The sequence below is a fragment of the Streptococcus sp. HF-1907 genome, from assembly GCF_015594605.1.
Taxonomy (GTDB): Bacteria; Bacillota; Bacilli; order Lactobacillales; family Streptococcaceae; genus Streptococcus.
The window spans coordinates 1-26082 of record NZ_JADNQT010000009.1 but is presented as its reverse complement, the minus strand read 5'-3'; the positions used below and the strand labels follow the sequence as shown (position 1 = coordinate 26082).

General features: G+C 42.1%; 29 protein-coding genes, 1 pseudogene and 1 riboswitch. Of the genes and pseudogenes, 3 read left to right on the top strand and 27 right to left on the bottom strand.

The genetic code is table 11. From position 1 onward, the window contains the following. Positions 1-29: 29 nt before the first annotated feature. The 5 genes from IYQ92_RS06120 to IYQ92_RS06100 form a co-directional block, all read right to left on the bottom strand. Positions 30-680, bottom strand: a complete 651-nt coding sequence (locus IYQ92_RS06120) for a DUF1803 domain-containing protein (protein ID WP_195675844.1) — start codon at positions 678-680, stop codon at positions 30-32. Positions 681-746: 66 nt separating this feature from the next. Then, positions 747-1682 carry a manganese-dependent inorganic pyrophosphatase gene (locus tag IYQ92_RS06115; protein ID WP_195675843.1) on the bottom strand — a complete coding sequence of 312 codons (936 nt, stop codon included), beginning with the start codon at positions 1680-1682 and terminating at the stop codon, positions 747-749. Positions 1683-1785: 103 nt separating this feature from the next. Beyond that, a complete protein-coding gene (locus tag IYQ92_RS06110) occupies positions 1786-2415 on the bottom strand; it encodes a hypothetical protein (RefSeq protein WP_195675842.1) in 630 nt (209 codons plus the stop codon). A gap of 124 nt (positions 2416-2539) precedes the next feature. Continuing rightward, positions 2540-3328 carry a pyruvate formate-lyase-activating protein gene (gene pflA, locus IYQ92_RS06105; protein ID WP_195675841.1) on the bottom strand — a complete coding sequence of 263 codons (789 nt, stop codon included), beginning with the start codon at positions 3326-3328 and terminating at the stop codon, positions 2540-2542. Between the two features lie 97 nt (positions 3329-3425). Further along, positions 3426-4751 carry a hemolysin family protein gene (locus tag IYQ92_RS06100; RefSeq protein ID WP_195675840.1) on the bottom strand — a complete coding sequence of 442 codons (1326 nt, stop codon included), beginning with the start codon at positions 4749-4751 and terminating at the stop codon, positions 3426-3428. 622 nt (positions 4752-5373) lie between these two features. Between IYQ92_RS06100 and IYQ92_RS06095 the strand changes: the two genes are divergently transcribed. Continuing rightward, the gene (locus tag IYQ92_RS06095; protein ID WP_195675839.1) at positions 5374-6159 is read left to right on the top strand and encodes an ABC transporter ATP-binding protein; all 786 of its coding nucleotides are present in this window, start codon (positions 5374-5376) and stop codon (positions 6157-6159) included. Between the two features lie 217 nt (positions 6160-6376). Here IYQ92_RS06095 and IYQ92_RS06090 read toward each other — a convergent pair whose 3' ends face one another. The 9 genes from IYQ92_RS06090 to IYQ92_RS06050 all read right to left on the bottom strand — a co-directional run bounded on the left by IYQ92_RS06090 (position 6377) and on the right by IYQ92_RS06050 (position 14501). Continuing rightward, positions 6377-6925, bottom strand: coding sequence for a tRNA (mnm(5)s(2)U34)-methyltransferase (locus IYQ92_RS06090; protein ID WP_195675838.1), 549 nt, complete (start codon positions 6923-6925; stop codon positions 6377-6379). Next, positions 6922-7863: a TIGR01212 family radical SAM protein gene (locus tag IYQ92_RS06085; RefSeq protein ID WP_195675837.1), complete on the bottom strand. Its 942-nt coding sequence runs from the start codon at positions 7861-7863 to the stop codon at positions 6922-6924. The genes IYQ92_RS06090 and IYQ92_RS06085 overlap by 4 nt, the downstream gene beginning before the upstream one ends. A gap of 95 nt (positions 7864-7958) precedes the next feature. Continuing rightward, entirely contained in the window at positions 7959-8588 is a 630-nt protein-coding gene (locus IYQ92_RS06080; protein WP_195675836.1) for a phosphatase PAP2 family protein, read from the bottom strand. Then, entirely contained in the window at positions 8588-9154 is a 567-nt protein-coding gene (locus IYQ92_RS06075) for an ECF transporter S component (protein WP_195675835.1), read from the bottom strand. Before IYQ92_RS06075 ends, IYQ92_RS06080 begins: the two co-directional genes overlap by 1 nt. 67 nt (positions 9155-9221) lie before the next feature. Next, a riboswitch (FMN riboswitch) is annotated at positions 9222-9354 on the bottom strand. Positions 9355-9468: 114 nt separating this feature from the next. Continuing rightward, complete coding sequence (locus IYQ92_RS06070; protein ID WP_195675834.1) at positions 9469-11508, bottom strand: GBS Bsp-like repeat-containing protein; 2040 nt, start codon at positions 11506-11508, stop codon at positions 9469-9471. Between the two features lie 54 nt (positions 11509-11562). Then, positions 11563-11712 (bottom strand): GBS Bsp-like repeat-containing protein, encoded by a 150-nt coding sequence (locus IYQ92_RS10705; protein WP_420705751.1) that lies wholly within the window; start codon positions 11710-11712, stop codon positions 11563-11565. Positions 11713-11729: 17 nt separating this feature from the next. Then, on the bottom strand, positions 11730-12272 hold the full coding sequence (locus tag IYQ92_RS06060; RefSeq protein ID WP_195675833.1) for a KxYKxGKxW signal peptide domain-containing protein: 543 nt from the start codon (positions 12270-12272) through the stop codon (positions 11730-11732). A 141-nt stretch (positions 12273-12413) separates the two neighbouring features. Next, complete coding sequence (locus tag IYQ92_RS06055) at positions 12414-12962, bottom strand: tRNA (cytidine(34)-2'-O)-methyltransferase (protein WP_195675832.1); 549 nt, start codon at positions 12960-12962, stop codon at positions 12414-12416. A 171-nt stretch (positions 12963-13133) separates the two neighbouring features. Then, on the bottom strand, positions 13134-14501 hold the full coding sequence (locus tag IYQ92_RS06050) for an APC family permease (protein WP_195675831.1): 1368 nt from the start codon (positions 14499-14501) through the stop codon (positions 13134-13136). 255 nt (positions 14502-14756) lie between these two features. Here IYQ92_RS06050 and trkA point away from each other — a divergent pair, with 255 nt between their 5' ends. Together trkA and IYQ92_RS06040 are read left to right on the top strand one after the other, a co-directional pair. Then, a complete protein-coding gene (gene trkA, locus IYQ92_RS06045) occupies positions 14757-16106 on the top strand; it encodes a Trk system potassium transporter TrkA (RefSeq protein ID WP_195675830.1) in 1350 nt (449 codons plus the stop codon). A gap of 3 nt (positions 16107-16109) precedes the next feature. After that, on the top strand, positions 16110-17549 hold the full coding sequence (locus IYQ92_RS06040) for a TrkH family potassium uptake protein (protein WP_195675829.1): 1440 nt from the start codon (positions 16110-16112) through the stop codon (positions 17547-17549). An 18-nt stretch (positions 17550-17567) separates the two neighbouring features. Here the strand turns inward: IYQ92_RS06040 and yidD are convergent, their stop codons facing one another. The 13 genes and pseudogenes from yidD to IYQ92_RS05975 form a co-directional block, all read right to left on the bottom strand. Next, positions 17568-17819: a membrane protein insertion efficiency factor YidD gene (gene yidD / locus IYQ92_RS06035; protein WP_195675828.1), complete on the bottom strand. Its 252-nt coding sequence runs from the start codon at positions 17817-17819 to the stop codon at positions 17568-17570. Beyond that, a complete protein-coding gene (locus tag IYQ92_RS06030) occupies positions 17819-18544 on the bottom strand; it encodes a pseudouridine synthase (RefSeq protein ID WP_195675827.1) in 726 nt (241 codons plus the stop codon). Before IYQ92_RS06030 ends, yidD begins: the two co-directional genes overlap by 1 nt. Next, on the bottom strand, positions 18534-19115 hold the full coding sequence (gene scpB / locus IYQ92_RS06025) for an SMC-Scp complex subunit ScpB (protein WP_195675826.1): 582 nt from the start codon (positions 19113-19115) through the stop codon (positions 18534-18536). The genes IYQ92_RS06030 and scpB overlap by 11 nt, the downstream gene beginning before the upstream one ends. Beyond that, complete coding sequence (locus tag IYQ92_RS06020) at positions 19112-19819, bottom strand: segregation/condensation protein A (RefSeq protein WP_195675825.1); 708 nt, start codon at positions 19817-19819, stop codon at positions 19112-19114. Before IYQ92_RS06020 ends, scpB begins: the two co-directional genes overlap by 4 nt. Further along, a complete protein-coding gene (gene xerD / locus IYQ92_RS06015; RefSeq protein WP_195675824.1) occupies positions 19819-20559 on the bottom strand; it encodes a site-specific tyrosine recombinase XerD in 741 nt (246 codons plus the stop codon). The genes IYQ92_RS06020 and xerD overlap by 1 nt, the downstream gene beginning before the upstream one ends. Next, positions 20543-21022 carry a cyclic-di-AMP-binding protein CbpB gene (cbpB, locus tag IYQ92_RS06010; RefSeq protein WP_195675823.1) on the bottom strand — a complete coding sequence of 160 codons (480 nt, stop codon included), beginning with the start codon at positions 21020-21022 and terminating at the stop codon, positions 20543-20545. Before cbpB ends, xerD begins: the two co-directional genes overlap by 17 nt. Continuing rightward, on the bottom strand, positions 21019-21540 hold the full coding sequence (locus IYQ92_RS06005; protein WP_195675822.1) for a metallophosphoesterase: 522 nt from the start codon (positions 21538-21540) through the stop codon (positions 21019-21021). Before IYQ92_RS06005 ends, cbpB begins: the two co-directional genes overlap by 4 nt. Further along, positions 21519-22496, bottom strand: coding sequence for a nucleoside-triphosphate diphosphatase (locus IYQ92_RS06000; protein WP_195675821.1), 978 nt, complete (start codon positions 22494-22496; stop codon positions 21519-21521). The genes IYQ92_RS06005 and IYQ92_RS06000 overlap by 22 nt, the downstream gene beginning before the upstream one ends. Continuing rightward, a complete protein-coding gene (racE, locus tag IYQ92_RS05995; protein WP_195675820.1) occupies positions 22493-23287 on the bottom strand; it encodes a glutamate racemase in 795 nt (264 codons plus the stop codon). The genes IYQ92_RS06000 and racE overlap by 4 nt, the downstream gene beginning before the upstream one ends. A 150-nt stretch (positions 23288-23437) precedes the next feature. After that, positions 23438-23680 (bottom strand): YneF family protein, encoded by a 243-nt coding sequence (locus IYQ92_RS05990; protein WP_195675819.1) that lies wholly within the window; start codon positions 23678-23680, stop codon positions 23438-23440. Between the two features lie 342 nt (positions 23681-24022). Further along, entirely contained in the window at positions 24023-25273 is a 1251-nt protein-coding gene (locus IYQ92_RS05985) for a diaminopimelate decarboxylase (RefSeq protein ID WP_195675818.1), read from the bottom strand. Between the two features lie 196 nt (positions 25274-25469). After that, positions 25470-25550 (bottom strand): annotated as a pseudogene (locus tag IYQ92_RS05980) (IS200/IS605 family transposase); the annotation flags it as partial. A 25-nt stretch (positions 25551-25575) separates the two neighbouring features. Then, a partial coding sequence (locus tag IYQ92_RS05975; RefSeq protein ID WP_195675817.1) for an IS982 family transposase occupies positions 25576-26082 on the bottom strand: 507 nt, incomplete at its 5' end.

Sequence of the window (26082 nt, the reverse complement as noted above, 5' to 3'; positions counted from 1 at the left end):
TATGCCCAAATTACTCTCATTCTATCAGATTAAGCCTTAAATCGCAACTCATCTGGATTAAAGGTCATGTCTAAAGTATAGGACGTCTCATCCACAGGCCTAATATAACCCATGATGACCAAAGCTTCTACAAAAATATCTGGTCTTTTCTGCTTAACCACATCCTTACTCCCAAATTTTAAGAGAAAAGTTGTCATATACTTGAGCGCATACTCCTGATTAACATCTCCAAGTAAATCATAGAGTTCCGTCTGCTCTTCCGACAGTTTTTGAGAATGGCGGAGCTTATAAAAATAGTTTGACAAGGTCAGTTTATGACGTGCGAAATCAGTACTTTCTTCAATGAGAAGACCATTGGTCTGATTGCCCAAAGTCGTTTCAAAAGTCAATGTCAACAGGCGGTTATAAATGGGCGACTCTGTATCAATAAAAACCAGACTATCCAGCTCAAGCCCGTCCAGACTAGTTAAAAGAGGGAGATTAAGCGTATAACGTTTATCCTTACGAACAACATAACCCGCCTGAACATAGTCCTCAATAGCGCGGTCAATCTTCACTTCATCCTCAAACGCCTTCTTAATCTGACGAAGCGTCACATCATCATGCGTCCACAAGTAATTGATTAGTTTTTGGAAAAATGGCTGGCGCTCAATCTTACCAGGATTTATTACTTCAATCATTTTTGTCTCCTTAAAAGGAAAAACGGATGTCACCACCCGTTCCAATTCCTTTTTAATGTCTTTAAATTAAGCGTTAAAGCTTTCTGTCAATTGTGGAACCACTTGTTTCTTACGAGAAACAGCTCCTTCAAGGAAGGCATGGTTGTTTTCAAGAACAAAGTTAAAGGCTGCCTCGACCTTATCCATGTTTGAACCAAGTGCCAAGATTTCTGAGTTTGAGTTGACGATGTCTGTAATCATGAGAACAAAGTCTGAATAACCATTAGCTGCACGCGCTGCTTCGATAGCTGCTTCAAGTTCAGCTTGACGTTCCAAAACTTCGTTGATATCAACGGTATTGACTTGCGCCACGCGGACTTGGTTGCCCTTAAGTTCAAATGTTTTAGCATCAATGTCAATCAATTCTTCTGCCGATTTGCTTGAAAGGTTCGTACCAGCTTTAAGCATGGCAAGACCATATTCTTCCAAGTTAACGCCAGCGATTTCAGCCAATTCAGCTGCAACTTGTGGGTCAGTAGCATGTGTTGTTGGTGATTTGAGAAGAAGAGTATCTGACACCAATCCTGACAACATAAGACCAGCCAATTCTTTTGGCACAGCGACATTGTTTTCTTTGAACATACGGTAAACGATTGAGGACGCTGAACCAACTGGTTCTAAACGCATGTAAAGTGGGCTTGCTGTTTCAAAGTTGGCTACACGGTGATGGTCAACCACACCGTAAACTGTTACATCTTTGATATCTGAGATAGATTGTTGGAATTCATTGTGGTCTGTAAGAATAACAGTATCAACACCTTCTGCTTTTGCTGATTCAACCACGCGCGGTGCTTCCACACCAAAGTAATCCAAGACAAAAGCTGTTTCTTCGTTTGGCGTACCAAGAGCTACGGCTTCTGTATCAAGTCCCCAAGCCTCTTTTGCCAAGTAAGCAAAGGCGACTGATGACCCGATAGCATCAGAGTCAGGGTTTTGGTGACCAAAAACTAAAATTTTAGACATATTCTTTACCTCGTTTATTATATTCACTTTATTGTAGCAAAATTCTAGCCTCTTGGCAAAAAATCTTCCTAAGGAATTAACTGGCAACCTCGCTAGATTGAGGCTACTTCTCAGAGTCTTTTTGCTCCTCAGAGGTCTCCTCTAGCACGACAGGCTCTGCCTCTTTTGCAACATAGGCTGGCGCTTCTGTCATATCTTCTTCCCAAGACCCTATCTGCTTAGCCTTTAAGGATCCTTGACGCTTACGCTCCGCCCTCTCTTGATGTTTACGGTTGGCAAAAGCCGCCCATTTTTTGATATTGGTAATGAGGTGAATGGCTTTTAACCCACGCACAAGCAACTTCCAAGCAAAAATAACCAATGATTCCGCCAACAAGAAGATGTTCAAGGCAATTACCCCAAGCAAGGACCAAGCCATAAAGATTGTAATCACCAGCTGTGACGCCACTTTTTTGATATTTCCAAGATGATTATTGTGAATTGCCAAGGTTTCTAGAAAGAGGTCCAAAATACCTTGCAAAAGGTCTGATTTTACGGATTTCTCACCATCAAGTTCCAGAATTTTTTCTTCTTTATAGGGCAAGACCAGCATCATGCCATTTTCTTCGTAAATCGTTACCTTGTCGTCCGCAACAATTGGAAAATCAAAATCCTTGCGCGACAAGACTTTGAGGTGCCCATCCGCACTTTTTAAATAAACATTTTTCGTATCCAGCTTCAAAATTTGATACATGACCTTCACCCCGTTTCATCCTTACCATAAGCCTAACAGAGATTAAATTGATTGTCAATCTTATCCAAGCAAAAAAGAAAGCTGGCGCAATGAATTGACCAACTTTCTCCTTTTTTGATTAACCTTAGCCGTGGACACGCTTCATGTAATCTGTATATGATTCAGTGTGCATGACTTCTTTGGCATGTTTTACACGCGCTGGTGTTGGTGGTTTGACCCCTTCAAGCGGATATGGGATACCCAATTCACGCCACTTGAATTCACCCATAGTATGGTAAGGAAGAATTTCAAACTTATCAACATTTTTAAGTGTTGCTACAAATTTGCCCAATTCCTCCAAATCTTCATCTATATCTGTCAAACCAGGAACCAAAACATGACGAATCCAAACTGGAATTCCCTTATCAGACAAATAACGAGCACATTCAAGGATGTTCTTATTGGTGTGCTTAGTGACAAACTTGTGTTGCTCATCACGAATTTCTTTGATATCTAGGAGAACCAAATCAGTGACTGCCAATAACTTGTCAAAGACTTCAAGGTACTCTGGTTTATTGCGAAATGGCATGGCACAAGTGTCAAGTGTGCAATGAATGCCTAGCTTTTTGGCTTCTGTAAAGAGGGCTGTAACGAAATCAATTTGTAGCAGAGCTTCACCACCAGATACGGTGATACCGCCATTTTTCCCCCAGAAATGTTTGTACTTAAGGGCTTCTGCAAGGACATCTTCTACCGTCCGTTCACGTGAGTTGTTGGTCTCCATTTCCCAAGTATCTGGATTGTGGCAATATTGGCAACGCATTTTGCAACCTTGCATAAAGACGATGAAGCGAATACCAGGACCATCTACTGACCCAAAACTCTCAGTGGAGTGAATCATTCCTGTTACGTTTTTATAATCTATTTCTGTCATATCTATCACCTTCTTATGTAACCGTTTTTACATTTTCATTATACCATTTTCCATAAGAGAAAGACTAGGGAAACCCTAGTCTTTAGTAATATCTGTACTATAAATCTTGTTCTATATCAGAAACAAGGACTTTTAGCTTGATGACACGTCCATCACGGACTTTATCGTTGATAAAGGTCAGGTGTTTTTCTTTACTGTCAATAGCAAAGCTTTCTTTGACGGTTTGGCTTGGGATGGAGCCGACACCTGTTAAGTAGAAACCAGCAATGGTGTCCACATCATCACTTTCAAGTTCAGTGTCGAAATGGTCATTGAAATCATTGAGGGACATGGTTCCTAGAACGATGTAGGTCTGGTCACCGATTTCACGGACTTCTAGCTCAGCCTTATCTGTTTCATCATCGATTTCTCCGACAATTTCTTCCAATAAGTCTTCAAGGGTCACTAGGCCTGCCATACCTCCATATTCGTCCAAAAGAATGGCCATCTGATTCTGAGTACGGCGCAACTCTTTTAACAAATCATCCACAAAAATCGTCTCAGGGACAAAGAGGGGGTCTTGCAGAATACGACGAAGGTTGAGGTCATCAAAGCCTTCCTTAAAGCCAGCTTCTAGGAGGCGCTTGGTGTGTAAAACACCGATAACCTTGTCCTTGTCACCATCGTAGACGGGCACGCGCGAGAAACTTTGGCGAAGAATTTCTTCGATATTATCACGGGTATTGTCATTGATATCAATCATGAAGGCATCGGTACGAGGTACCATAACTTCACGCGCCATGAGTTCATCAAGGGAAAAAACACCTTGAAGCATTTCAATCTCCTCGGCATCCAGCGTCTCCTCGCTGTTAGTCAACATGTACTCAATCTCATCTCGAGTCATCTTTTCATCCGCATCATCGAAGGTCATGGGCGTTAGACGGCTCAAGAGATTGGTTGAGGCTGACAAGAACCAGACAAATGGGCGCACAATTTTACCGATAAAGATAATAACTGGTGCTGAAATGACTGCCAAATCATCCTTCAAATTCATGGCGATACGCTTAGGATACAATTCACCTAAAACAATCGAAATGTAGGTCAAAAAAATCAAAGAAATGACGCTACCAGCTGTTTGAGCTGTGGCTGAATTGCCAAGCCAACCAGCAATCACCTTCCCAAGCGAAGCTGATAAACTAGCCCCTTGCAAGAGACTGATAAAAGTAATACCAACTTGAATGGTCGACAAAAAGTTATTGGGATTTTCCAAAACGTCAAGTAGGCGTTGGTATTTTTTATTGCCCTCTTCTGCTTTTTGCTCCACGCGCGAACGGCTGAGCGAAACCATAGCCATCTCTGAAGCAGAGAAGAAAGCATTAAGAAGAGTTAAAACTAATAGTAATAATAATTGTAAAAGTAAGGACTGACTACTCGGGTCTTCCATAAAGGTTTATTCTCCTAAATTAAATATAGTATGACTATTATAGCATAATTTGAAATAAAGTGATAAGAAAGCGCCAGAAATGGGGGATAGTAAGTAGCAGTTATTTTAGAACTGTCAAAGGTGAATAGGGGTCTAAAGTAGCAAGGTGAGCTCGAAAAAGTCAGCTCAAGTGAGGGCATTTCTAGCGAGCTAGCTCCTAACTAATTCCGTTTATCAGAAACTCTGGCAGTACTCCTAATAACTCAGTCTAGTTGGCAGAGATTCCGACAGGCTCACAAAAACTGAATTCTGGCTGTCAAAAATTTTGACAGCCTCCCGTAAGCTGGATTCTCGCCGTCAAAAGTTTTAACAAACTCTCGCAAACTAGATTCTTATCGTCAAAAAGTTTGACAACCTCCCGTAAACTTGATTCTAGCCGTCAAAAATTTTGATGAACTCTCGCAGTTTGAAGGGGAGCTTTCAGCACTTTCGAACAGCTTGCCACAACCTCCTCAGTACCCAATCACACCTACGGACGACTAGTTTATTTGCCAAAAATTCCATCAGAAAGCTCTGAGTTAGTTTATCAAAAGTAGCTAGAAAGTGTTATAATATTGAAAAAGATTTCTCGAAAGGATAGATTATGGCAGTTATTTCGTTAAAACATGTGAGTCTCAGAAGACAAGGGAAAACTTTGTTGAAGGATTTAAATTGGCAGGTTAAGAAGGGTGAACGCTGGGCAATTTTAGGGCTCAATGGCTCCGGTAAGTCAACGCTACTCAAAATGATTATGGCAGAGTATTTTCCCTCAGAAGGAGAAATAGCTGTGCTGGGTAGTAGATTTGGTAAAGGCGACATCACAGAAATCCGCACAAAAATCGGTGTGGTTGGTTCCTTCATTTCCGAGCGCCTATCAGGTGGTATGTTGGCTGAAAAAATCGTTTTGACTGGTAAATACAAATCCAGCATTCTCTACAAGGCTTACAGTGAAGAAGAGTTAGAGGAAGCTCGCCAGATGCTTTGCTCCCTAGGCGGTGACCACTTGATTGGTCGCATCTACGCCAGCCTCTCACAGGGCGAAAAGCAGCTACTCCTCATTGCCCGTAGCCTCATGGAAGATCCTGAGGTTATTATTTTGGACGAAGCAACGACCGGTCTTGACCTCTTTGCCCGTGAAAAATTGCTGGCGCAGGTTGACCGCATCGCAGACCTTCCCCATGCTCCAACAGTTCTCTATGTCACTCACCATGCCGAAGAAATCACCGACAAGATGGAACACATTTTGCTCCTTAGAAAAGGGAAAATTGTAGCTCAAGGTCGCAAGGAAGACATCATCACGCCAGAAGTTTTAGAGAATTTTTATCAAAATCCCGTTTCTATTATTCCTATCGATGATAAGCGATTCTTTATTAAACCAGAGGTAAACTAAGAGGTTAGGACAAAACTCCCTAACCTCTCTTTATTTTCTCTGAACTAATGGTTGAGTGGCATCTAAGCACTGATAAATCTGCATTTAGAGACCTACTCAACTGTGCGGAGGTGGGAGTGAAACAGTCTGGGGAGAGACTGTTTCAGCCCAAACCGAGAAATAAAGACGTGAGGGAAAATCGAAGACTTCGTCTTCATGACTTTTGTCCCACTCTCTTTTAGTTTAATTTTTCAATCATGACCAAAAATGGTGGGGTATGAATCTGGTTGAGGGGTTGATAGAGCATGGTCGCAAAATCTTCTTGTGGCAAGTCTTTAACAAATTCCAGCACCGCATCTTTTTCCACGTTTCCCCCTTCATGACCGTAATAAATCATGAGGGACACTCGACCACCATCTTCCAAACGCTCCAAAATTTTCTTGATGGCTTCAAGTGTCGTGTTGGGTTTTGTTATGATGGTTTTGTCAGCACTTGGCAGATAGCCCAGGTTGAAAATGGCCGCGCGGATGGGTTCCGAAACATACTGGTCCACATGTTCATGCCCGTCCAAAATCAGCTGGGCGTTATCAATTTTCTGTTCGTCCAATCGTTTGCGGGTATTGATGAGGGCTTGTTCTTGCACATCAAAAGCGTAGACCTTCTGGGACAATTTAGCTAGAAAGGCTGTGTCATTCCCATTTCCCATGGTTGCATCAACAGCGACAGCCTCATTATCCAGAACCTCTGCTAAAAAATCGTGGGACAAGCGAATGGGACGTTTAATCATGCGCTCACCTCTGCTTTTTCTAGCTTGCAGCCTTGATAAGAGCCACGGCTCTCCATTTCTTGGTCAATGGCATTGAGAACTTCCCACTTGTTGAGGCTCCACATAGGCCCAATCAACATGTCGCGTGGTGCGTCACCAGTGATACGGTGGATGATGATGTTTTTGGGAATAATCTCCAACTGGTCACAAATAATCTTGACATACTCATCCTGACTGAGCAGCTGCAAGCGACCTTCATGGAAGTCACGCTGCATGCGAGTATTGGTCATTAAGTGAAGCAAGTGCAACTTGATACCGTCGATATCATTATCCGTCACGCAACGGCGGACATTTTCCAACATCATTTCATGCGTTTCACCAGGAAGTCCGTTAATTAAGTGCGAAACAATTTCAGCTTTTGGTACCATTTGACGCACACGCTTAACCGTTTCCTTGTACAAATCATATGAATGGGCACGGTTAATCAATTCCGACGTTTCTTCATAAGTCGTCTGCAAACCAAGCTCAATAGTCACATGCATGCGTTCGGTCAGCTCTGCTATATATTCCAAGGTCTCATCAGGCAAACAATCGGGACGAGTTCCGATATTAATCCCAATGACCCCAGGCTCATTGATGGCTTGCTCATAGCGCTCACGAATGACCTCAACCTTGTCATGGGTGTTGGTAAAGTTTTGGAAGTAAACCAAGTACTTCTTCACCTCAGGCCACTTGCGGTGCATGAAATCAATCTCATGATAAAATTGTTCGCGAATCGGCGCATCAGGTGCCACAATAGCATCCCCAGAACCCGACACCGTACAGAAGGTACAGCCACCATGCGCTACGGTTCCATCACGGTTAGGACAGTCAAAGCCCGCATCAATAGGCACCTTAAAAATCTTCTCACCAAAAGTTTCACGATAATAATCGTTCAAAGTATTATAACGTTTTTTCATACCTTTTATTGTAGCACAATTTTTAGGACTTGTTTATTGGGAAAATGGGCTGACGCTGATTTGAGCACAAGAAAAGGCTGGCGCCAGCCAACCTCTTATGATTTATAAATCCGATTTTGATAGATTACATTTGTTACATTGAGTAAACCAAAACCTAAACTAAAGCCTGCAAGCACATCCGATGGATAATGCACACCAACGTAAATACGTGATAGACCAACACAGAAGATTAGCGCAGCTAGAGCAACTGCTATCAAACAGCGCCAGCCTTTTTGCTTAACCCTGCCACAAAGAATCACAATAATACTTCCGATAATCAGCATAGTTCCCATGGAGTGACCACTTGGGAATGAATAGCCATCCGCCTGCACCAAATGCAAGATACTTGGACGTGGGCGCTGGAAAATATTTTTGATAGTGATGATGCAGAAAGCAGCCAAGAGACTGTTCCCTGCTAAAAAGATAGCTTCTTGCTTGTGCTTTCTGTAGGCTAAGAAAATCACTGCTATGATTGCAATCACTGCTTGTGTTGATGTATTACCAACCACTGTCACCATAGTAAAGAAGGTCGTTAGCGTTTGTGGGAGGTCGCCTCGGACTGCTGTCTGAATGGTCCTATCAAATCCGTTCAAAGCTTCAGGATTAAATTTAACCAGAAATGCTAGGAACAAGAAGACAAGGAGACCGAGAGTTGCTAAAGTATAGGATAAAGGTTTACGTTGCATTAAGAATTACGGTATCTTTCTAAAATTGGTTTGCAAGCAACATAGGCAAGGTAGAAAATCACCGCCATCAAGATGCCTTCAACAATGTTAAAAGGAGTCACCATTGCAATCAAATAATTGCCAAGACCAATCGTTGCACTGATGTCAAAATTAGCAAAAGTCGCATAGAGTGGGACGGCATAAACGTAGTTAAGTAGAAGCATCGATAGAGTTAACAAAACTGTTCCCACAATGCTTGCCTTAATAAAGCTTGCTAGGGTTTCCTTATTCTTCCATAGAATAGCAAAGCTGGCTAAAAATAAGTTTAAAGCTACAATATTCATCGGTAAACCGATATAAGTTTCTGCCCCGCGATTGTCAAGCAAGAGTTTCAATAATGAACGAAGAATCAAAACTCCGAAACTTGATTTGTAATCGTACATAATCAAGGCTAGAAACATGGGAATGATTGAAAAATCAACCTTCAAGAAGCTAGCCCCTGGAATAAGGGGGAAACTAAATAGCATGAGCACAAATGAAAGTGCTGATAGAATGGCGATCATTACCATTTTGCGTGTGTTTGTCATAAAAAAATTCCTCCAATTTTTACAAATTGAAAGAAGTACCAAAGGTATGTGCGCCTACGCAAAAAACCTTCGTCTTCTCCCATCCAGACTTTACTGTCGGCTGTGGAATCACACCACATCAGCTTGCGCTCGCGGACTGATGACAGACACCTCTGCCAAACACCGCCGGTCGGGAATCACACCCTGCCCTGAAGACAAGTATAGAATACCAAAAAATACTTACAATTGCAAGTGTTTTAATTACTAGTTAGTAGTTATTTTGGATTGAATCTACAAAAAACGCCTCTCAAAAAAGTGAGAGACGTCATAAACTTTTAAATATCAGTTATTTTGATAAATGGGGCACCAATATTGCGGGTATCATCGCTATAATGGCTTTGTTCATTCCACAACTGATCAATGCTGTACCAGCCTGAATAAGAGGGGGTATATGGATCTGAGACGTGTGTCTTGCCAGCCTTATAACCTTTTAAAACAAGCTCGTGACTGCCATGCATCACAAAAATATCATTCTGCACAGCCCCCAAAACATGGTAACCATCTTTTAGCGCTTGAATGAGATTATTCTTAGTACCAAGTGGCGTAGCCGTAACACCCCATTCTTTAGCTGCCATTAAGATTCCTTGACCTGTTGTTCCTGCTGTTCCTCGGTTAAATTCAACTGTTTGATTATAGAGGTAGTCAGCAACTTGTGTCGGAAGAACCTGCGCTCCTTTAAGAGAAGTTAGCACCATTGCCATAGTTGTCGGTACACAGCCCGTTGCAGCCAAGTTAGAGACTCCGTACCAACGACTTGCCCAGCGACCATCACGTTGGCTATAATAAGGTGTGTCATAGTTAGCACGATCAACTTGGACATTAGAGCTCGTTAGGAACTCTAACTTCTTACCATTTTCTTGATAAATATGGATGTTGTAAACACCAGTATCTTTGTGATTTGTCACATTAAATCGAAGGGTAGCCTGATGATTAGCAGGAGTTGTTTCATACCAACGAAGGTCGTCTTGATCATTTTTACTTGACCAAATAGCAATTTTTAGTTTTCCAGACTGACGAATATTAGTCACATTAACTTCGTAGTTACCAGTTCCTTTATATCTAGTCTCAACCTGAACAGCCTGTTGTTTATCAGAAACATCAGCCAAAGGTACTGTGAAACCAGATGTAACTGCCATTCCTACAGTCTGATTACCAATTTTACTGTGCCCATAAATATGAGCACTGTAGTGACCATCATCATAGTGATGTTCTTTCAAACTAACTAGTGCAATGTAAATTCCATTTTCTTTGTCAGTCTTAGTCCACACAATATCATCTTGGTCTCCCCTGTCAGACCAAACAGGTACTGTCACAGAATCAATATAGGCTGGAACATTTTTGACTGTCACCTTGTAAGTTAAGTCGTCAACCTTAATGATTTCTGTCTGAGCACTTGGATTTGGCATGGTGAAGCTAGTAGCGTTGAGACCAACCATTTTGCCATTAGAAACCATGTAAGTGTGGACATTGTATTTGCCGTAGCCTGCGTGGTCTTCATAGGCTGCGACAGCCTTGCCTTTGCTATCTGCATTGTACCACTTGAGGTCATCTTGGCCCTTGTCCTCGGACCAAACGGCAAAGCGGACATCACGGTCATCTTTCACTTGATTAGAGCTGACTTGGATGGCAATCCCCTTATCAGTCAAATCAGTAGCAACTTTGGTGTCAGCCTCTGGCCTATTCAAATCACTTGGCTTAGTAATTTTGTAGGCACCAACAACTGTTCCGACACGACTACCATCCGCATAATCAATGTAAACATGGACATTGTACTTGTCTGAAGTATTGGAATGGTTAGCAATATCAACGGTCATCTTAGCTTGGTTATTCTTGACTGTTGGCGTGTACCACTTGAGGTCATCTTGACCCTTGTCCTCGGACCAGACAGCTACGCTAACTTTATTGATGGTTTTGGTGTTACTGTCACTTGTGACCACCACATCAAAACTTGTTTTGTTCTCAGAATAATTAACAACGGCGATGGTTGCATTGGTACGGGTGTCCACATTGTCAAAGCCTGATACCTTAAGCCCAACTAGACCACCTGTGACCATGCTGTGCCCATAAACGTGAGCGTTGTAGTGACCAGTGTCGTTGTGATGCTTGGTTGTATCCACAAGAACGGTGTAAGTCCCTTGCCCTGACTTAGTCGCCTTGTACCAAATAAGGTCATCTTGGGCATTTTTAGAGGACCAAACAGGTACCATCACATCAGTGATGGTTTCTGGAACATTGGTTACTGAGACTTCATATTGTGTTGCAGATTTTTTAGTCGTTGAGACCTTGACATCAGGTTCTGGAACCGTCAAGGTCATGGCATTGATTCCGCGTGGTCCTTTGCCACTAAAAGCATAAGTATGAATGTTGTACTAACCATAATCTTTATGACGAGACAGCTGCACATAGGCTGCGCCTTTAGCATCTGCATCGTACCAAACTAGGTTGCCTTGACCATTCTTATCAGACCAGACGGCAAATTTGACTTGCTCGTCAGCAGTTTTGTTGCCAGAAAAAATGATTTTGATTCCCTTACTATCTAATGTTGCTTGGACAGAGCTGTTTCGTTGCCGGTTGCACGCGCAATATCTGTGGCTACCTCTGTAGCATTTTTTTCAGGGACGAGTTCATCCGCAGAAGTAGGTCGTTGAACAACGGAGCTAGTATTTTCTGACTGATTTGCTACAACTGTTGACCCTTCTACCACTTCTGATGTAGCAGCGGTAGCACTCTCCGAAGTAACAGACTGCACCACTGTCGATTCACTGGTCATAGAAGTGACTACTTCTGACATCACTGGAGAAGTTGACTGAGTAGTTCCTGACAACTGTACAGTGTTAGTGGGCTCAGAAGTACTTGTTAAATCAGGGAATGTCTCAACTGGTGTAGCTTCTTTTACTTCTTCGGTCACTGAGCTACTAGCATCTGGTTGATCCACTGTTATCGTAGATTCTTGCTTTGTAGGCTCTTGAATTGCGGAGGTTTCATCAGCCAATACTAGACCATGGCTTCCCAAAATTGCAACCGTTGCAAGACCTGCAATGACCCAATGTTTTTTTGATTTATACATCTTCTTTTTCATATGATGTCTCCTAAATCACACTCTTTTCTTTCAATGTATCACCACACACTCAGCATTTCAACGAAATTTTGAAATATATTTTCCATATGACAGACATAGCAAAAAAGACCAGCGGTGCTAGCACTGATCTTTCTGAAATACCTATTTTAGCTTGTCATGTTCGTAGGTGTGACTTAGCTCAAGATTAGGAAATGATTGTTGACGAAGTGCTTCGTAGACAATCATGCAGACAGTGTTTGAGACGTTAAGACTGCGCACGTGTTCATCATTCATGGGAATGCGAAGTGCTTTTTCTGCATTGTCACGCATGAAATCTTCTGGAAGTCCCTTGTCCTCACGACCAAACATAAAATAATGCTCTGCTTCGTCATTATAGTTTTCATCTGAGTAAACCTTAGCAGCAAACTTTGAAATCAAGTGAACCTTACCTTGGCACTGCGCCATGAATTCTTCCAAGCTATCATAGAAGGTCACGTCCAATTTATCCCAATAATCGAGCCCAGCACGCTTCATTTTCTTATCATCAATGGGAAAGCCCATAGGACGAATAATGTGCAAGGGGGCATTAGTTGCCGCACAGGTACGGGCGATATTCCCTGTATTTGCTGGAATTTGGGGTTCAAACAGAACGATGTGGTTGCGACCACTGTCTGCACGGTGATTGGATTTGGTTAGTTCTTCAATATTCATAACACAACACTTTCTAATAGCATGACTAATAAAAAAACCACACTGCCCGGAGTCTAGCTCAGCAAACAATGTGGTTGGCGGTGGTTTATTAACTTAAATCATAACAGGTTTGATTTAAACTAACAAATCGTTGACACTATTATAACATGCTGACATCTAATGTCAACAAATTTATTTCATTTTTTTACAATTTGGCTTTTTTAACTTTGTATTTTTACGGTAAATGGCATAGCTGACCATGCAGAAAAGTAAGCAAAACAGTTGGAAAACAAGCACCATCCAGAAGTTACTGATGAAGCTTCCCACTAAAAGAACTAGGCCACCCAAAATCGCTAAGATTGGTGCAATAAATCCTGTAAAACGATTTTTAATGTCTCCTTTAAGATAAAGTCGGAGAACCGCCACATAAAGGAAAATCAGGCTGGTATTATTGAAAACAATGGCAATTTCTGAAATATCGCTACCTGGTAACAGGTTAAACTTGGTTACCAAGTAATGGATTGCTAGCAATACAAGAGTGACACCTGCCACACTCAGACTAGCTGGAATAGACATTTGGTATTTCAAATTGATTTCTGCCATTTTGGGACTGTTAATCCAGCCACGTTCCGCAAAGGCTTGTGGCAGACGCATTGTCCCCAGAAGAATACCATTAGCCACACCAAGGACTGCTAAAACGATGATGAGCAAGAGTAGGTTTCCGATGTGTCTTCCAAATAACCATTCGGCAGCGTAATTGACCGCATCGTTTCCCGTTGTCATAATAAAACTTGGACCCAAAATCTTGCTAAGCCCAAAGAAGAAGGCGAGATAGAGGACTAGGATAAGCACTGGTCCTATGATAAATGCCAGTGGCAAATTTTTCTTAGGATTCTTAACCTCAGGGGCGATGCTAACAAAGATTGTCCACCCATCATAGGCAAAATAAAGTGGTACAAGCCCAGATAGCCAACTCCAGCCCACATTTGAGGGCTCAATGACCTGAAGTCCTGATGGAATGTCAGGGCTTGGGCCAGACCAGAAAATCCCGATTCCCGCAATCAAAACCAGGGGAATAACCTTGACCATGGTTGTTAACGATTGGAAAAATCCACCGAGGCGTTTAGAGTAGATATTCATCCCAGCCAAAAGAATAATATAAACCAAAGCCAGAAGCGTTTGAGCTTCCAAACTAGATTTAGACCCTAGCGTAAAATTTGCTGCCACCCAACTCACAACAGCCACCAAAGACGGCAAGTAAAGGTAAGCTGTAAAGAAACCAAGCGTTGAAGCTAATCCTGGATGGATATAGCGTTCATAGTAAGAAAAAATCCCACCACTATCGCTTGTTCGCAATGCTAATTCTGACATTGATAAACTCCCAAAAATAATTGAAAATGAACCAAGAACGATAACAAGCATCCCTAGAAAAACATTTCCACCGGTATAGGTCAAAATATCATCAACCTTAAAATAAATTCCTGATCCTATAACAATACCGACAATCATGGCAATCGTTGTCGTCAAACCATAGGTTTGCTTTACAGTTTGTTTTGTCATCTTGTCTCCTTTAATCAAATAGTCCGACCCTTCATTATATCTAATTTTCTAGCCTGTCTCAAGTTGATTTCTCTTTATTTTGCTGATTAGAATTTCTGAAAATAATTTAACAATCTTGTCTATCAATCTTTTCGTTGAAAAATTACCATTAGATTACAATGTTACAAAACACTCCAAAAGACTTTTTTCACTGAAATTCTAGTGCATTTTAGGGGGAAAAGGAGTATGATAGAGGATATTGATTTGGAGGTTAGCATGAGAATAATTGTTGTCGGTGGAGGGAAGGTTGGAACCGCTCTTTGTCGCTCACTTGTTGAAGAAAAGCATGATGTTATTTTAATTGAAGCAAAAGAATTTGTCCTTAAACGTGTCACAAAATTGTACGATATTATGGGGATTGTTGGTAATGGTGCCAACTTTAAGATTCTGGAGCAGGCAGATATTCAAAATTGTGACATTTTCGTTGCTATTACTGATAAAGACGAAGTTAATATGATTTCTGCTGTCCTTGCTAAGAAGATGGGGGCTAAAGAAACAATCGTCCGCGTCCGCAATCCTGAGTATTCCAATGCTTATTTCAAGGATAAAAATTTTCTTGGCTTTTCAATGGTTGTCAATCCCGAATTGCTTACAGCCCGCTACATTGCCAACACCGTTGATTTTCCTAATGCCCTATCCGTTGAACACTTTGCCAATGGACGTGTCATGCTAATGGAATTTAAAATCGTTGATGGCAGCAAGTTGTCACAGATGTCAATGGTACAATTCCGTAAGAAATTCGGAAATATCGTCATCTGTGCCATTGAACGCGATGGACATTTGATTATTCCAAACGGCGATGCTAGCATTCAGGCTGGTGATAAGATTTTCGTAACGGGTAGCCGTGTTGAGATGATTCTCTTCCACAGTTTTGTCAAATCAAAAGTCGTTAAAAATATGATGGTTATCGGAGCTGGACGCATTGCCTACTATCTTCTCAATATCTTGAGAAATACCAATATCAAGGTTAAATTGATTGAAGTTGATGAGAAGAATGCTGAATATTTTAGCCAAGAATTTCCTGACGTCCATGTCGTTCACGGTGATGGCACCGCTAAGAATGTTCTCCTAGAAGAAAGTGTAGCAAGTTTTGATGCCGTTACAACGTTGACTGGGGTTGATGAGGAAAATATCATCACTTCCATGTACCTTGAATCACTTGGAATTGTCAAAAATATCACCAAGGTCAACCGCACCAGCCTTTTGGAAATCATCGATACTAAGCAATTTTCAAGTATCGTTATCCCAAAACGCATCGCTGTTGACCACATGATGCACTTCATCCGCGGACGCTTCAATGCCAAGGATTCAAACTTGGAAGCCATGCACCACATTGCCAACGACCGTATTGAAACCCTTCAATTTGAAATCAAGGAAAATAGTAAGATTGCTGGTAAGTCTCTAGCAAGTCTCAAATTTAAACGCGATATTTTGATTGTTGCTATCATTCGTAATGGCAAAACTATTTACCCATCTGGTGATGATGTCATCAGCGTTGGGGATAAATTAGTGGTCGTTACACTTCTGAAAAATATCACTCGTGTCAGTGATTTGTTAGCGAGGTAAGCCATGAATAAGAGTATGGTTCGTTTCCTCCTCTCAAAATTACTGCTCATTGAGGCCGGTCTTCTGCTTGTTCCTTTGATTGTGTCCTTTATTTATCGGGAGCATTATCAGGTTACTCTCAGTATCCTGATAACCATAGGAATCCTCCTTCTCCTTGGTGGGATTGGTTCTTTATTTAAGCCTAAAAATTATCATATCTATACCAAGGAAGGAATGCTGATTGTTGCCCTTTGTTGGATTTTCTGGTCTTTCTTTGGCGCCTTGCCTTTTGTTATTTCGGGACAAATTCCTAGCATTATTGATGCTTTCTTTGAAATTTCATCAGGTTTTACAACGACAGGGGCTACCATTTTAAACGATGTCAGTGTCTTGTCTCCGTCGCTTTTATTCTGGCGGTCCTTCACCCATTTAATCGGAGGGATGGGTGTTCTGGTTTTTGCGCTAGCTATTATGGAAAATAGTAAAAATAGCCACCTCGAAGTTATGCGTGCCGAGGTCCCAGGACCTGTCTTTGGTAAGGTTGTTTCAAAGCTAAAAGAGACAGCGCAGATTCTCTACATCCTTTACTTGGTCATGTTTGCCATTTTTGTCGTTATCCTCTACTTTGCTGGTATGCCACTTTATGACAGCCTACTCATCGCTATGGGGACTGCCGGAACCGGGGGATTCTCTGTTTACAATGACAGTATTGCCCACTACAATAGCTCACTCATTACTAATCTTGTTTCTGTTGGGATGCTGGTCTTTGGGGTCAACTTCAACCTCTACTATCTCCTCCTACTTCGCAAAGTCAAAACCTTCTTTGGTGATGAAGAATTACGAGCTTATCTCAAGATTGTTTTGGTTGCCACTGTTTTGATAAGTCTCAATGTTGTGGGAATGTATGACAATTTCCGTAAGGGTATTGAATATGTCTTCTTTGAAGTATCGACCATCATCACAACTACTGGATACAGTGTGACAGATATTACAGGCTGGCCGCTCTTTTCACAAGGAATTCTCTTGTTCCTCATGTTTGTCGGGGGTTCAGCAGGGTCAACAGCCGGTGGTTTCAAGGTTATGCGTGGCTTGATTTTGACTAAAATTGCTAAAAATCAAGTTCTATCAACCCTTTATCCAAATCGTGTAATGTCTCTACATATCAATAGAAATGTTTTGGATAAAGAAACCCAGCACGGTGTTCTCAAATATTTGGCGATTTACGTTATGATTTTTATGGGATTGGTCTTCTTCCTTTCGCTAGACAGCAATAATTTACTAACTGTCGTCAGCGCAGCAGCTTCTTGTTTCAATAATATCGGACCCATGTTAGGTACCAATGAAACCTTTGCTATTTTCAGTCCATTTTCAAAAGTCCTTCTCTCATTTGCCATGATTGCTGGACGTTTGGAAATTTACCCAATGCTACTGCTCTTCATTCCAAAAACTTGGTCCAAACTATAAGCAAAAAGGATTTGTCGCTCAGGACAAATCCTTTTTATGATTTCTAACTAATGAAAAATGGTCGGGAACAGGGTCATCGCCTCCTTGAACAAAAGGATGACAGCGCAAAATACGAGCAAGCCCCATCAAAACACCCTTAGCACCGTGCTTCTCAATCGCCTCAATCATGTAATTAGAACAGGTCGGCTGATAGCGACAAGACGGTGGAAAAGCTGGTGAAATGTACTTTTGATAGAAACGAACGGGTGCAATTAAAACCTTCTTCAGCATTAGTTTTGAGAATTGATGGCTGCGTTGTGCAACTGACTGATTTCTTTCTTGTTGAGACGGCGATAGTCACCTGGACGAAGACCTGTCAAATCAAGAGTCCCAAACTGAGTACGTGACAATTTATCCACCAAGAGTCCAACTGATTCAAACATTTTCTTAACCTGGTGATTACGTCCTTCATGGATAGTCAATTCAACCACTGAACGATTCTTTTCATGGTCAACCTTAATGATGTTGTAACGAGCTGGCTTAGTTTTTTTGCCATCGATAAGGACACCACGAGTCAACGGACGCAGATTTTCCTTAGTGGCAATGCCTTTAACACGCGCCAAGTAAACCTTGTCAATCTCATTACGAGGGTGAATCATCTTGTCAGTAAAGTCACCGTCATTGGTTAAAATCAAGAGACCAGTCGTATCCCAGTCCAAGCGACCAACTGGATAGATACGCTCTTTGACTTGTGGCAAGAGGTCAATAACGGTTTTACGTCCCTTGTCGTCAGACACACTGGAAATAACCCCACGCGGTTTGTTGAGAAGATAGTAGACCTTCTCCTCATTGTAAATTGGGCTTCCTTCTACTTCAACAAGGTCACCAGATTTAACCTGTGTGGCTAACTCGGTCACCACTTGACCGTTAATCGTCACCATGCCCTGTTTGATAAGCTCTTCAGCTTTTCTGCGGCTTGCAATCCCTGCATGCGCAATGTACTTGTTAATTCTCATTTTCTTCCTTAATTTCTAGCTCCTTATCTTCTGAAAAGAGCGTGATTTCATCATCAACTAATTCAATACTTGAGGCATCCACCAATTCATCCAAATGATTGATACCCATATAGTCTAGGAAATAATCCGTCGTCGCATAGAGATTTGGTGTCCCGATAACTTCCTTCTTCCCGATAATCTTAATCAAGCCAAAAGCCATTAACTTGGTAATGGCTGAGCTGGAATTGACACCACGGATGTCATCCACTTCAATCCTAGTAATGGGTTGCTTGTAGGCAATGATTGATAGGACTTCCAAGCTGGCACGAGATAAAGATTGGTTGACCGGAGCCTTGGCGTAATCACGCAAGAGCTCTGCAAATCCATCCTTGGTGACCAGTTTATAAGTCTGAGCTGTTTGAAGCAAATCCAAAGCTGATGTCTCATCCTGTGCGTATTTTTCAGCTAGTTTATCCAATTGTTGAGTCAATGCTGTCGGTGTTAAGTTGACCAGCTCTGCCATTTGACGAAGACTAAGACCATCCTCACCAGCCACAAAAAGAAGGGCTTCCAGCTGTGCTAAATAGTTCATGCCACTTCCTTTCTCAAAATAATCTGACCAAAATTGTCCTCCTGCTCCACCAAAACGCGGTGCAGTTTAATCAATTCTAAGGTGGCTAAAAATAAGGTTATCATTTCTGAACGACTTTGGCAATCTTTAAAGACTTGGTCCAGAGATAATTGCGCTTGCTGCCCCAAACGCTCTTCCAAAACCTCCATCATATCTTCGATACGATAGTCATCGCCCTCAATCACCGTATGATTGTTCCGTAACTCTTTTTGACGCTGGGACATAACATGAGAGAAGGACAAGAAAAGGTCCATCAAGGTCGTATCATGCGATAAGGTTGCCTCTTCAAAAATCAATTCCTGCTTGGGTTTTGAAAAGAATTTTGCTCGCTCATCATGCTGGTGCCCCAATTCTTCACTGAGAGCCTTGTACTTGCGGTATTCTTCGATTTGCCCCAAAAGTTCTAGTTCAGGGTCATCAGCCATGGGCTCCGCTTCGACCACTTTTGGCAGGAGCTTGCGACTCTTAATCAGCATGAGCTGGCTGGCCATGACCATATATTCGCCCGCAACCTCCAGCTTCATAGCCTGCAAGGTCGCGATATAGGCCAGATACTGCTCAATGACCTCAACAATGGGAACATCATAGATATCCACCTCATACTTGGACACCAAGTGCAAGAGCAAGTCCAGCGGTCCCTCAAAATCTTTTAATTTAATATCCATTACTTGTAAAATTTCTCCAGAGTGATTGGACTTTTAAGCCCTAGCTGGCGACTCACTTTCATGATCGACTTGCCTGCAGCCTTTTCTCTTAGGATGTATTGCTCCCGCAATCGCTGCGCTGTCATCTCATCCTGACCTTTTTCAGCTAAAAAGGCTTTGAGTTGATTAAAGAACCACTGACGCGAGTAGCTTCTACCGTCGTGTTCAAAGAGATAAGTCTCTTGACCAGACAAAGCCTCCTCTAAAAGAGATAAGAGCTTGGTTGGCACTTGCAAAATACGCACCATGCCTGCCTTAGACAAACGGATAATAGCAAAGTTAGTATCAATATTCTTCACAGCCAGCTCTGCTATTTCTGCAGGCGTCAAGCCCAATTCAAAAATTAGAAGCGCCATCAGCTGCCCCACTTTATTTTGACAAGGCTCATAAAATGAAGATAAGTCAACCAATTCAGCTTGATTCTTGGGCGTCGGTAGCTTGTCAGTCACCTTCAATTTGAAATAGCGGTCTAAAACTTCTGTCTCATATAGAAAGGCCAAAAATTGGTTGACCGCAGAGACTTTACGCTTGCGCGCTGAAACTTTTAAGTCGGATAAAGATTGCTGGTAGAGTGCCAACTTTTCTTTGGTCACTTGCTCACCAACAAAGGCCACGAATTGCTCCAAATCGTAGGTGTAAGACTTCTCAGAATTAGGAGACAGCTGCTTACTGGCTAAAAAGGACTTAATCTTTGTCTGCATCGTGTTTTGGAACAATATCATAGTAATTAGTGAAGTCGTGAAGAAGACTATTAACAGCCTTTAAAATTGATTTTCGCGTGATAATCCCTTGAAATACATTGTCATCATTGACCACTGGCAAGAAAGGAAAGTCCACCAATTTGTGCATGATTTCTGTCAGGTCAGCAGCTTCATTGATGGTTTCAATCTTGGTATTTACCATTTCACGAATATCGGTCGGGTCAACTTCCCAATCATTAAGCTGATTTTGGGCTTGGTAAGAGAGAATATCAGAAATGCTGATGGTCCCCACATATTTCTTGTCCTTGGTAAGGACAGGCACGCGCGAATAACCATTGCTCATCAGCAACAATTTGACGTGGTCTGCATTGTGAGTATCAATGAAAATGGCTAAATCTTCAGCTGGAATCAGGTAATTATCAAGATGACTCAAGAGAAAGTCTTCAAATGCTTTGGCAATCATCGGCTAAATTCCTTTGTTAATTCTGGGTAGAGTTGGTGGTCACGTGTATAGTAATCAACTACAATCTTATCATCCGTAACTGTCACCAAGGCATAGAGTTTAACATTAATTGGTCCACGCGGTTGTGAAACAGAACCTGGATTGATAAAAACGGTCTTACCATTTTGCCAAGCGTCAGCTCGGTGCAAGTGACCATAAAGACAGATGTCAGCGTCAGCCGATTGTGCAAACAAGTCCAATCGGTCCCACATAAAATTGATATGATAGAGATGACCATGAGTCTGAGCAATCACGACATTGCCAAGACGAGTCACCAAATTATCCTTATAACCCGCGTCATAATCGCAGTTACCACGCACCACATAAATCCCATCCCAAACAGGGGCGTCGCTGGGAAGCTCCGAATCACCATTATGGAAAATGCCATCTACCTTGCCTTGATAATGCTTCTTGATGTCCTCAACAATACCACGGTCACCATGAGAATCACTCATAACTACAAATCTTGTGCTTGCCATTCTGGAAATACCTCCAATAATTTCTTAACCGCTAGTCCACGATGAGATTGTTCATTCTTTTCTTCGGCAGATAGCTGCGCTGCTGTGCGGTCGCCTTCACCGACCAAGAAAAGTGGGTCATAACCAAAGCCGTTCTCACCTTTTGCCTCAAAACCAATGTAGCCAGGCCAATCAGCTTCTACCACTAAGCTCTCTTTGCCTGGCTTAGCAACCACCAAGGTTGTGTGGAATTGAGCAGAGCGACTTTCTTTGTCAAAGACCATAGCTAATTCATGTAAGAGTTTGGCATTGTTAAGCTCGTCTGTCGCGTCTGGTCCTGAAAAACGGGCTGACCAAACACCAGGTAAGCCACCCAGAGCATCAACCTTCAAACCAGAATCATCTGACAAGACCATTTTCCCAGTCAATTCTGAAATAGTTTCAGCTTTCAGGCGCGCATTTTCTTCAAAGGTCATGCCAGTTTCAGCCACTTCAGGAAGGTCTGGGTAATCATTGAGATTTTCAACCTTGATGCCTAATTTCTCAAACATCTTACGAAACTCTTTGGTTTTGCCTTCGTTTCGTGTGGCAATGAGGATGGTATCACCCAGCTCATCAGCTCCGCCATTGCCAAAGAAAGTCTCAAGGGAAAGACCATCCTTTGGTAAGTGAACATATAGCAACTGGTCGTTTTCTGAGACAAGGCTAGCCCCCTGATGCTGCATCACTTTTAGATTGCGACCTGTCTTTTGATTAATCATGTCAATCAAGAAAGCCAACAAGTGAAAGTCCGATGCCATTCTGACTACATGCACTTGAACTCCTTCAATCCCAAGTTTGCTAAGGAGGTTATGGAAGACCTCACGAACCGACTCATAAGCCTCATCATCCCCAAAGTAAGTAAAGTAATTGAAAGCCTCAAAACTCCCAATAAACCAATTCTTCTCATCCTTATATTCAAAAATCTCTTCTGTCATAATTCTACATGCTCCACATTTATTTCTTGCCCCAGCCACTGCTCGGCGATTTCACGAAAGCCCTTGGGACTGGCTGTTGTATAAAAACGATGGTCACCACGGATATCTTTCCGGCTACGATTGATTTCAAAATAATTGAGTAGAACCGAGACATCACGTACCGTTTCAGCTCCGCTATCAATTAGTTTGACCTGCTTACCCATGACATTCTGAATAATGGGACGCAGTAAAGGATAGTGCGTACAACCCATGATGAGAGTGTCCACCTTACCAACCATGGACGCCAGCGTTTCATAGACGACTTTCTTAGCCACACTTGATGCCATTTCGTTTGATTCGACGATGGGCGCAAAGCGCGGGCAAGATAGACTCTCAACGGTCGTCTCAGGTGATAGAGCTTGAATCTTTTGGCGATAAGCGTCTGACTTGATGGTCATGGGCGTTCCGATGATACCGACCTTACCAGTCTGTGTTGCTTTAATGGCTGCGCTAGCACCAGGTAAGATAACACCAAGCACTGGAATGTCTAGTTTTTCCTTGATTTCTTGCCAGACGACTGCTGTCGCTGTATTGCAAGCAATGACAATCATCTTGACATTTTTGGTTAAGAGAAAATTGACCATCTGCCAAGTAAATTCTCGAATTTGTTCTGCAGGTCTGGGACCGTAAGGAGCCCTTGCCTGATCTCCGATAAAGACGATTTCCTCTTCAGGAAGCTGACGCATCATTTCCTTTACAACGGTCAAACCTCCAACTCCCGAATCTAGAAAGCCAATCGGTCTATTATCCATGCTTATTCTTCCTCCAACCTAGACGCTTACTAACAAAAAAGGTTGAGACAGATGTCCCAAACCTTTGATAAGAGCTCTTAGTGCCCAAAATTAAGCTAGTGGACGTTCACTCATTTTCCTAGCACACTCAACTACTGTTTGTCTGAGCGCTTATTTTTTAGATTTAGCAGCAGCCGCTTTAGACTGTTTGATGATATTACGGTAAGTTTGTTGAATCTTAGCCTCACTTGGCTTTTGACCCATTTGGCTCATCATTTCACGGATAGCATCTGGTGTCAAACGTGGGTGCTCCCCGATTTCTTTTTCGATTTGTTTACGGGCGATAAATACGCCTCCGATAAGACCACCAAATAAAGCGACAATTACTAATAAAATCCAAATAGCTGTTGACATCTATCATTCTCCTAACTTTTTTACAAGTAATATTATAGCAAAAAAGGAAAGAGTTTACAAATGTTCACCACCAGCCAGAAGACCTAGACAGAGGTCGTCTGACCATAGAAATAGCATCATCAAAAACTATTATTGACGAGCTCATGCAAGCTGCATCACTCTAAAAAACTGTTGTCGACGAACCAATGCAAGTTGCATCATCATAAAGTCCACTCTTATCACAACTTCACAAAATTAGTTTTCCTAGCTCCTCCGAAGCTGGCATCTCGCAAAAATTCCTGATACTAATTGCCCCCGAAACTGACACTTTGCAAAAAAGCTGGCGGTAACCAGCTTTTTCATTTATTTTTCAAAATCAAATCCGTACAAAGTCGCAAAGTAATCTTCTGGTGTTTCGGCACGACGAATCATGCGAGCTCCGCCATTTTCCTCAAGAAGAATCTCGGCAGAGCGAAGGCGACCGTTGTAGTTATAGCCCATTGAGAAACCGTGTGCTCCTGAATCATGGATGATGAGAGTGTCGCCAATTTCAGTATGCGGTAGCTGACAATTTTTAGCGAATTTGTCATTGTTTTCGCAGAGTGAACCGACAACATCGACTGTTTCCAGCGGACCGTCTGGGTTTGTGATGTTTGTGATATGGTGGTAGGCGTCATACATAGCTGGACGAAGCAAATTGACCGCACAAGCATCTACGCCAATATAACGACGATAGGTTTCCTTGACGTGGAGAACTTTTGTCACCAAGTGACCGTGGGAAGCAAGCATATAGCGTCCAAGCTCGGTATAAATACTGATGTGCCCGAGACCAGCGGGAACCAATTTCTCATCAAAGACACGGTGCACCCCTTCACCAATGGCCGCAATGTCATTTTGACGATTTTCAGGTGAATAATCGACACCAATACCACCAGAAAGGTTGATGAAGTCAAGTTCAATACCCAAAGTTTCCTTGATTTCCACAGCCAAATCAAAGAGTTGTCCAGCTAGAGTAGGGTAGTAGTCGTTTGTGACTGTGTTTGAAGCAAGGAAAGCATGCAAACCAAAGGATTTAGCACCTTTTTCCTTCAAATCTTGGTAACCCTGCAACAACTGTGCCTTAGTCATTCCAAATTTAGATTCTTCGGGATGGTCCATGATATCTGTCCCAAGTGAAAAAACACCGCCAGGATTGAAGCGAAGCGATACTTTTTCAGGAATACCAGCTGCTTTTTCAAGAAAAGCAATGTCTTCATAGGCATCTAGGTTGATGGTCGCCCCGATTTCACGTGCATAAGCAAACTCTTCAGGGCGTGTATCGTTGGAGGTAAAGCTGATTTCCTTGCTGGTGAAGCCAACCTTGTGGCTCATGAGCAATTCAACATCCGTTGCACAGTCCACCCCACAATTTTCCTCACGGAGAATTTTCAAAATCGTTGGATTAGGAGTCGCCTTAACTGCGAAAAATTCTTTATACCCAGGATTCCAGCTAAAAGCCTTGTTTACCGCACGCGCTGTTTCACGGATACCCTTTTCATCATAAAGGTGAAAAGGCGTTGGAAATTGTGCCGTAATCGCCTCTAACTGCTCTTTGGTCACAAATGGTGTCTTCATATCATTTCTCCAAATTTTCAAAATATTAAAGGTTATTATAACATAATCATGTTAAAAATCAAAACCACCCGTGAGAACGGGTGGTTTGCTCTTCGGCTGAAAGCCTCTGCTACCGATCGAGACCTAAAGGCCTACCGAATGGTTTCCCTTCAGCACCACCTTTGCTAGCTAACCCGACTAGCGGGGCTCTTTAAGACTACTTTCTTTTATTCTTCTCACCTGTAAACGGATCATATTCCTCGAAAAGACTGAGCTGATCTGCTATCACATCTTCTTGTTATTGATTACGAATACCCGTGGTGCTAGTTAATTTCAAAATATCTTAAATTATAAGCTAATACGATTTGCTCTATCTTCAATTGCAATCCTGTTTTTGCTCTAGCTAGTGTTTGTTTCATATCGAAAAGCGTACAAAGTTCTGAAAAACGTGTCTCAATAGTCCTTCTCATAGCCATCAGTTTCCAATAATTATGTTGCTTAGCCCCTGCCATATTTTGACGTAAGGGAGTCCAAAGATGATAACCTTTTTGCTCCAAACTATTTTTAAGCTTGCGACTAAGATAGCCCAAATCAGCCAAAATGTAAGAGTGATGGCAGTTTTCCAGTAAGTCCTCAACGGCTCTAATAGCGTGAACAGATGCTGGTGTCACAACATAGTTTAGAATATAGCCTGATAGGGTGACCAGCATATGAACTTTGAACCCATAGAACCATAGATTCTTGGAGGCATTGTAACCAATGTCTGCCAAGCCATCAAAAATACGTGTTCTATAGTTACGGACTGGTTGACATAGTGGTAAGGGAAAACT